At 42.2% G+C, this 9100-nt stretch carries 6 protein-coding genes; 4 read left to right on the top strand and 2 right to left on the bottom strand.

What is annotated here, in order from left to right:
• Nucleotides 1-752 (top strand): IS4 family transposase (locus tag CDG76_RS24050; protein ID WP_223265349.1); only part of this gene is annotated, 752 nt, incomplete at its 5' end.
• 238 nt (nucleotides 753-990) lie between these two features.
• The gene (locus CDG76_RS24045; RefSeq protein ID WP_094351506.1) at nucleotides 991-1665 is read left to right on the top strand and encodes an S-layer homology domain-containing protein; all 675 of its coding nucleotides are present in this window, start codon (nucleotides 991-993) and stop codon (nucleotides 1663-1665) included.
• Between the two features lie 31 nt (nucleotides 1666-1696).
• On the opposite strand, the gene CDG76_RS24040 is transcribed toward CDG76_RS24045, so the two are convergent.
• Entirely contained in the window at nucleotides 1697-3007 is a 1311-nt protein-coding gene (locus CDG76_RS24040) for a hypothetical protein (protein ID WP_094351414.1), read from the bottom strand.
• Nucleotides 3008-3440: 433 nt separating this feature from the next.
• On the opposite strand from CDG76_RS24040, the gene CDG76_RS24035 reads away from it, so the two are divergent.
• Both CDG76_RS24035 and CDG76_RS24030 read left to right on the top strand, forming a co-directional pair.
• Nucleotides 3441-6269 carry a DUF3131 domain-containing protein gene (locus CDG76_RS24035; RefSeq protein WP_094351413.1) on the top strand — a complete coding sequence of 943 codons (2829 nt, stop codon included), beginning with the start codon at nucleotides 3441-3443 and terminating at the stop codon, nucleotides 6267-6269.
• A 455-nt stretch (nucleotides 6270-6724) separates the two neighbouring features.
• A complete protein-coding gene (locus CDG76_RS24030; RefSeq protein ID WP_094351412.1) occupies nucleotides 6725-8743 on the top strand; it encodes a glycosyltransferase in 2019 nt (672 codons plus the stop codon).
• Between the two features lie 109 nt (nucleotides 8744-8852).
• On the opposite strand, the gene CDG76_RS36460 is transcribed toward CDG76_RS24030, so the two are convergent.
• Nucleotides 8853-9056: a hypothetical protein gene (locus CDG76_RS36460; protein WP_143854160.1), complete on the bottom strand. Its 204-nt coding sequence runs from the start codon at nucleotides 9054-9056 to the stop codon at nucleotides 8853-8855.
• Between the last annotated feature and the right edge of the window lie 44 nt (nucleotides 9057-9100).

The following is a 9100-nucleotide window of genomic DNA, read 5'->3' as shown; positions in this document are numbered from 1 at the left end:
GAACCCACAATCGCAAAGTAGACCATAATGCAAAATACCTACATCAAGCAATACGCCAAACAGAACCATGCGGTACGCTTACGGTTGAAGTCAAGCGAAACCCAGAGCGTGATGCAAGGACAGCAAAACTAACACTCTTTCAAGCCACTTTTGAGATACAAGTACCCTTACACCATATCCGACGTTTACAGTTGAAGCCTGTAAAATTGCAGGTAATTCTGGCACTTGAAGAAAACCCGCCAGATGGAATCAAACCGATTAGCTGGTTGTTGCTTACTACCCTTAAAGCTAACAGTTTTGAAGAGGCTGCCCGTTGCGTTCGCTGGTACACATATCGTTGGTTGATAGAACGTTACCACTACACATTAAAAAGTGGTTGTGGAATTGAAAAATTACAGCTTGAAACCGCAAGGCGAATCGATATGGCACTGGCAACATATTCAATTGTGGCGTGGCGTTTGTTATGGCTAACTTATGAAGCCAGATTTAACCCTGATATGCCATGTGGTTCTGTTCTAGAAATCGATGAATGGCAGTCTTTGTGTGCCACTATCAACAAAAATCCAATCCCACCCAAAAAGCCGCCTTCTTTACGCGAAGCAGTACGAATGATTGCAATATTAGGTGGCTTTTTAGGTCGAAAGGGTGATGGAGAACCTGGTGTTAAGACTATTTGGCGGGGATTACAGCGATTACACGATATCGCTGCAACCTGGAAACTACTCTACCAGAATTGTCAAATATGTATTTAGCGATCGCCGATCAAATTAACCTTATTCACATTCTCCTCCTTTTGTCAACTATCTACATGTTGCATTGTTCCATAATCCTTTTCCTGACTTACTTACAGCAATGTTAAGAAACATGTGACTAATGCATAGCCCGCAAGCGAGGAGGGGGCTAAGATGTACCTCATGTGATTAGGAAACGCTATAACCTCAGTAACGTAGTTTTTTTAATTCACGTTAGCAGCTACAAGTAGTTATTATGATGCGTCAGCTTTCAATTACTCTATCTTTAATGGCACTACTACAAAGCTTGCCAGCAATTGCTCAAGTACCAGAATCTAATTCTGGAATACCAGCTGATTCCATTCAACAAGTAACTGCTGTCAAATGGATGACAAACTTTCCTGATGGCAAATTTTATCCAGAAAGGTTACTGAGTCGGGCAGAGTTAGCCTCGATTATGGTAAAAGCATTTCGCCTAGATAAAAGGGAAGCTGTTACCAAAGAAAATTTAACTATTCCAGATGTTCCTCGTTCTTATTGGGCATTTAATGATATACAGACAGTGTTAAAAACTGACATCATGAAAGGCTATCGAGGCAATGAATTCTTCCCTAATCAAAAGGTGACAAGGGCAGAAGCTCTGGCTATTTTCGCCCAGGCTTATGGTGTATTTCAATTTCCTGATGCCGCTGTGAATGAGATTCTGGCTTCACATCCAGATGAAAAGTCTATCCCAACTTGGGCTAGAAAAGCGATCGCTACAGTAGCTACCGAGGGATTTCTGAATACAGATGCTCAAGGCAATATTTCCCCATTAAAACCCGTAACCCGTGGAGATATGGCTTATGTATTGAGTAAATATTTACAACGACAACAGCAACAACCCGAAACACCAGAAGTTCCGATAATTCCAAATAGCCCACAATCACCTTAACTAGACTGTTATCGAGCCAACGTACTCAAAATCAGTTTTGACCAGGATTTCTATACCTGTCTCGAAGTTGACGAAGATATACGGAATTAGACTGTGTTGGTTGTTGCAACACATTATTCCCATAATTAGTTCGTGGTAGTTGGGTCGGTTGCTGCAAACCATAATTCCCATAATTAGATTGTGGTAGTTGAGTCGGTTGTTGCAACACATTATTACCATAATTAGTTTGTGGTGGTTGCATCGGTTGCTGCAAGCCATAATTCCCATAGGTAGATTGTGGTGGTTGCGTGGGTTGCTGCAAGCCATAATTCCCATATCCTACAGGGTTTGTGGGTGTGACAACACTTTGACTTGGACTCTGGCTAGAGTAAGGTACAATATTACTCGGTGCTACATTAGGCACTACTTGACCGTTATTTAAATAAGTGTAAGGATTTTGCGGTAAGTTCGTACCCGTAGTTAACCCATTATTAGGAACTACTTGACCGTTATTTAAATAAGTGTAGGGATTTTGTGGGAAGTTCGTACCCGTTGACGTGTTGTCTGTCCCAGGAGTTACCCCAGTGTTTGGTAGAGAATTCTGACTGGTTAAGCTATTGATGGGTGGCATTAGGGTTGTTCCTGGAGCGGAGACTTGCCCTAAAGCATTTGTCTGAGTTGCAGTGGTACCACTGAAGCTAGACAATTTCTGGTTTGTCGATTGATTAAGCGCTGCTTGCAGAGGGTTGATAGAGAGAGAATTTTGATTCTTATTGGTTTGATTAGTAAATCCAACACCCAGGCTAGAAGATGTTTGGTCTGCCCCTGTTGGTTCAGACGCCGTATTTAAGGTTTTAAGACCTAGAAACGGGTTACTACTATCAACTGTTCCAGTACGCAATAAATTGTCTGTTTGTTGGACAAAGGGATTTTTCGCGGCTGGGGAGGTGTCGCCGTTAACACCTAAACCAGGATTTAATTTGGTATTATTAGCAGACTTTTGTTTGTTAATTACATCATCTAATAAGCCTTTGCTCTTTTTTGCGTCAGTTTTTTCTTCAGGCGCATTTGCGTTTAATGAGAGAGTTGCTTGCTCAAAGTCATTAAATAAAACTGGCAGGTTATCAATATCTGCTGCAATAGCTTTGTTTTCTTCTGACAGGGAAGAATCAGCAGACTTTTGTAAAACGACTGGTTTTTTTTGCTTATAAACGAAAATACCTGGGTTTGACCAGTATTCCCAGGTTGCTAGCCCAACTACAGATAAAAAAATCGCAGTTCCCCAAAAACCAGGCCGCCCTAGATTCCATAACCTGGCTTTGAGATAGCGTAAGTAGGCGGGAGGATAATGACGATGTGGCATGGGATTTGCTAAGTGAGATTTACTATAAATTGGTAGAATTCGACGGAAGAGGCATTGCTGTTCGATGCTTTTATTTGCCTGGGAAGGAAATGTCTCAACTGAAGTTCGATTGTGATTTCATCGTAACTTCTCAAGAAATTATTAGTTACAAGTAAGTCAAAAATTTACTAATCACTATTTTAAACTAAACGGTTTAGTCTAAAAAATAATTTTGAGTATCTTAGCTGTGATCGCTCCAGCTTCCATTTTCGCTATCTTGATTTTCTACAGGACTAACCGACAGATTAGTAGAGGTGGCATCTCTGCGCTGGAAATAGTTGAACGCCATTGACCAAAGCGATCGCCAAGTCTATTTTTTATACCGGATAAAACTTGATTTATGAATTATAACTGTACAGACGGGCTATGACGCTCCTAACTTCTTCTTTAAATTATGATATACAAACCCCCTCAACCAAAGCTGTTGAGATGGATTGCATTGTTCTTAATTGGAACATTTCTGCAATTTTTGTTTTACATCCCGACACCAGTCTTATCCCAAAATTCTAATAGCTGTAGCAATATTACAACCCCGCTTACATCTGAAGAACAAACTTATGCTCGTGCGTCTTGGCAGTATTTTGTGAAAAATTATCAGCCAGCAACGGGATTTACCAATTCTACTGGGGGTTATCCTTCAGGTACACTCTGGGATATGGGTAACTACCTGATGGCATTAAATGCTGCACGATGGTTGAATCTTACCGATCAAGCAGACTTCGATTCCCGCCTCAATAAGTTTTTGACGACTCTTAGCAGTCTGAAGTTATTTGAAGATGCCTTACCAAATAAAGTCTATAACGCAGCCACCGCACAGATGGTTGATTATGGTAACAATCCGCTGGAGCGTGGTCTTGGCTGGTCTGCTTTGGATGTTGGGCGAATATTGGCTGCGTTTGATGTCATCCGTACCTGCCATCCTCAATATAATGACTGGCTCAAAGGAATTATAGCGAAGTGGCAGGTGGCGCGATCGCTCAAAGATGGACAACTTTTTGGCGCTACTGTTCTCCCTGACAACAAAACCTTACTAGTACAAGAAGGACGACTCGGCTACGAAGAATATGGCGCTAGGGGTTATCAACTTTGGGGTTTCTCAGCACCCAAGGCTATTGCTTTAGAACCATTTAAGTTAGTTGAAATTAATGGTGTGCAAATCCCTGTTGATAGCCGTGACTTTCAAAGCACCAATGCTAATAATTACGTTGTGAGTGAGTCTTATATCCTTGATGGGATTGAATTTGGCTTGCAAGGTGAGTTAGCTGATTTTGCTGCTAGGGTTTTAGATGTGCAAAAACGGCGTTTTGATACCACAGGTCAGTTAACTGCGGTGACAGAAGATAATATCGACCAACCACCTTATTTTCTCTACAACACCGTTTACGCCAACGGTACAAATTGGGCAACTATTACCGATACCAATCAACCTTACCCACAGTTTCGCAGCCTTAGTACAAAAGCTGCTTTTGGCTGGCGCTATCTGTTTCCAGATAATGCTTATGCCCAAAAAGTTTTTGATGCAGTCAAGGATCTTCGCAGTCCTGATGATAGCGGTTACTATGCTGGCATCTATGAAGAATCAAAACAACCCAACAAAGCTTTAACAGGTAATACGAATGGGTTAATTTTGGAGATTTTATACTACAAAGCTAGGGGAAATCACCCTTTAATTGCTTCCGCTTCTACGAGTGTGTCTACTAGCAAGCCTAGTGAAAATACTTCTTCAGCAACCCCTGCAAATCAACCTAATTCTACTGTTACGGCTCCGATCGCAACCCCTACAAATCAACCGAATTCTACTGTTACGACTCCGATCGCAACTTCTAAACCTACAGAAGTAGCTGTTGCACCTATTCCACCAGTGGATAGTCCCCAGCCATCATCTAACCTGAAACTAGATCGAGCGCTAACGCCTGTTGAACGGCGCTATGCAGAAGCGGCTTGGCGATACTTCCAAGCAAATTATCACTCCAAGAGTGGGCTGATAGACGATCGCAGTGATTTCAAAGGTGCAACCCTCTGGGGATTGGGAGATTATCTCGCAGCACTCCATGCAGCGCGATCGCTCGATACAATTACCCCCAAAGAATTTGACCAGCGTACCCGCCATCTATTAGGAGCCTTGACAAAGTTACCATTATTTGCTGGAGAATTGCCGAGTCGGAGTTATGATACGCGATCGCTCCAACCGGTCGATTATGGTGGCAATCCAGTTCCCGAAGGCAACGGTTGGTCAGCTTTAGATTTAGGTAGAATGCTGGCAGCGCTTTACAATTTAAAAAGCTGTCATCCAGAATACACGGCTGCTGTAGATAAAATTGTCCTGGATTGGTCATACTTGCGTGTGGTGCGCGAAGGTATTCTTTCTAGTGCCACCGTTACCAAAGAGGAAGATGGGCGATATCTCACCCGCGTTAACCCAGAAATCCGCTTGGGTTATGAGGAATATGCCGCTCGTGCTTTTCAATTATGGGGGTTTAATCTCGATCGTTCTGCTGTTGGGGGTGAATATCAAACTGCCTCAGTGGAGGGATTGAAAGTCCCAATTCAACGCCATCGCACAGATACTAATTCTAAAGTTAACCAATATACAGTTAGCAATCCTTTTGTACTCTATGCATTGGAGTTTGGATTAGATCCAAAAATGCGATCGCTCTTTGAGCCAATTTTCCAAGCACAAGCTGAACGTTACCGTCGCACCGGCACCCTCACAGCCTCAGCCACAACCTTAATCGATCGTAAACCTTACACTGTCCACAGTACAATTACTGGACAAGGGGAGTCTTGGGTAGCTTTAGGAGATGACGGTCAACCAGTACCAAAAGGGCGATTGGTAAGTACAGCAGTAGCGTTTGCCTATCATGCCCTGCTTCCAGACAATAAGTATAGTCAACAGTTACAGGAAGGAACGACTGACTTATATAATCCATTAGTTGGATTTTATGAGGGCTTCTACGAAACCACCGGCAAAACAGCAGTTGGTTTCACCAGCAGCACCAACAGTATGATTTTGCAATCCTTGCTATACAATCTGACAAATCGACAACCCTTAATTCGTCCGACCACTATGAAATCTCTTTGGTGGCAGACAGTTGCTAAGGGAAATTCTGGGCGAGGTCTACCAAATACTGCCACACAACAAACCAAGTTAACTTCTGATAGTTCTGGAAGTTACTGGGTTTCAGATAGTGAAAAAACTCACCTAGTAACTGGCACAAAATAACATAACCAAAATTCTGATTTTCAGATAAGGGCAATTCATAAAACATTGGTGTCAACTTAACGCTAAACCCGCTTGGTGACAACGTTTTGCCCTCACCCCCAGCCCCTCTCCCAAGAGAGAGGGGAGCTAGACATTCAATTCCCCTTCTCCCTTGGGAGAAGGGGTTAGGGGATGAGGGCGTGAGGGATTTGCAAAACGCCTGTCCGATATAGTTTTCGACTTAAGTTGACACCAATGTTCATAAAATTGCCCCTACAGTATCTAGTTTTGCATAAGTCCTAGTAATACCAAAATCCTTGTAGAGACGTAGCAGTGCTACATCTCTACATCCAGATTCATAACTCAATTCAGCAACGCCAATTTTGGGTTGATTGACAAAAAGTTGTTAGTCACAAATTTAACTAGGGAATACTTATTTTGATGGGGATGCAGATACATTGACTATCGGTACTAACATGACTTCAGTTTCTCTGACAAACTTTTCTGGGAACAGCCGCTCATTACTCAAAAAAAGAACGCTGTTATTTCGTTATCTCGCAGAAATCAATTTAATTTTTGGTATCTGGTATTTGCAATGGCGCATCACCCATTCGATCAATTTTGATGCCCTCTGGATTTCTATTCCTTTGCTGATAGCTGAGATTTACAGCTATTTCGGTAGCGTAATGTTTGTAATTGGGTTGTGGCGACCTTTGGTTAGACAAATTAAGTCTCTCGACCAGATGACCCCACCCATACCCAGAGCCGACTGGCCAACAGTAGATGTGTTTGTAACCTGCTACAATGAGCCGCCGGAAATTGTCGAAGAAACTGCTAAAGCCGCCCTAGCAATGGATTATCCACCCATCAAGTTACGCGTTTATGTGCTGGATGATGGTAACTCGGCTGATATGCGAGCGATGACAGAAAGATTGTGTATTGAAGATTTGCAGTCAGCACAATTACAGGTAGAAGCGGAACGGATTGATGCAGAACATTCTGGTTTGTTGGAGCGCTTGAAGCAACTGGAAAATCTGACACCTAATACTCAAGCTGCCGAACAATGGCTGCAAACATCAGAATCAGTGGTGAATCAGCCTGCGGCTGGATTTGTGCAAAGTTTGCGATCGCTGATTCTTTGGCTACCTCCGACTCATCAAAGTATTCGCGATTCTCCTGCAAAGACGCTACGCGAACGCCTAATTACCGAACGGAAAACTTTAGAAGAAGCTATTTACAAAAAAGAACTAGAACTAGTTGAACTCACTCGTTTTCGCTACATTGCTCGTCCTAAGACGCCTGGTGTAGCACATCATGCGAAAGCAGGTAACATCAATTACGCAATTTTTTCTGGAGAAACTTCAGGAAATTTTATTGTTACTCTAGATGCTGACCACATTCCCAAGCGAAATTTTCTCAAGCGAGTTCTGCCTTATTTCTACGCCTATAATCTTTCAACAGGAAAATACGACCAGAATCAAATTGCTTTCGTACAGACCCGCCAAGATTTTTACAATATTCCTCCAGGCGATCCTTTTGGACATCGAGCAAATTTATTTTATGGGCCACTTCAACAAGGTAAAGATGGCATGAATGCCGCGTTTTATACGGGCACAAATGCGATCCTCAGACGTGAAGCATTAGTTAGTGTCGGACTGCAAAACTTTGCTGATGAATTTGCCAAAGATGAAAAACGTTTAGATGAATTTGATTTAGTTGGTGGTGTATCCAGTAATAGCATTACGGAAGATATGAATACAGCGATGCGTCTGCATAGTGCTGGCTGGAAATCTATTTATCACAATGAACTTTTGGCAGAAGGTTTAGCCCCAGACGATCTAAGTTCTACTCTTAAACAGCGGCTACGCTGGGCACAAGGAACTATCCAAGTGCTAGTGAGGGAAAATCCACTGACAAAATCAGGGCTAACGTTTTGGCAAAGGTTGCAATATTTCAAGACAATGTATAGTTATTTCTCTGGTTTTGCAACTCTGGTTTTTATTTCTTGTCCAATTATCTATTTTTTTACGGACATTGTTCCAGTTAAAACCTACGGACCTGACTTTGCCATACACTTTTTCCCAGCTTTTATTATTAACCGTCTGACTTTCCTTACAGCCACCTGGGGCATTCCAGCTAGAGAAGTATGGCGCTCTGAACAATATGCGATCGCTTTATTTCCCTTATTAATCCAAGCTGTATGGAGTGTGTTAACAGGACAAAAACTCAATTTCCAAGTCACACCTAAGCAGCGCCAATCCGGGATTTATCTCCGGCTCGTTTGGCCACAGTTGGTTGTTTTTATCCTTACCATCTTGGGGATATTATGGAGCCTTTACAAATTCGCAATTGGCCATTTAAATAATCCTGATGTTCACCTACTCAATGGTGCATGGGCTATCTATAATTTATTACTTTTGTGGGCGATCATCCGCGCATCTGTTTGGCAGCCTCCAAAAAAGGTTGAAAAGGTAAGTAATGGGCACGAGAGTTAGGCCAAAAAGATGACTATTTTGAAGCTTTTGAAATTTCTCGGCAATGGGTTGACGCTAGCTTTTTTAGTGCTATAGCAAATAATAGTAATCAGCAAGTATTAAAACAAAACTAATTGTAGATATCTCTTGCAGTTTGCATGAAGTCAATGCCAAAATATAGCAATCCGATAGCGAAGCGGTAGCGAGTCAGACGCTCCTGCGTCGCTAACGCTGCGCTATCGAGCGTCTTTGATTTATGAATCACTCGTAGAGGTAAGGGACTCTTTACTGGGGACTGGGAAGAAGGAATAAAGGTGTACTGAGTTTTGTTCAAAAATCAAATATAAGTCCTATATAAATACACAATAGGGAAATAAA

Origin of the sequence: Nostoc sp. 'Peltigera membranacea cyanobiont' 210A, from assembly GCF_002246015.1 — a bacterium.
GTDB lineage: Bacteria > Cyanobacteriota > Cyanobacteriia > Cyanobacteriales > Nostocaceae > Nostoc.
The sequence above is the reverse complement of the archived record's forward strand: the minus strand, read 5'-3'. Positions and strand labels throughout refer to the sequence as shown.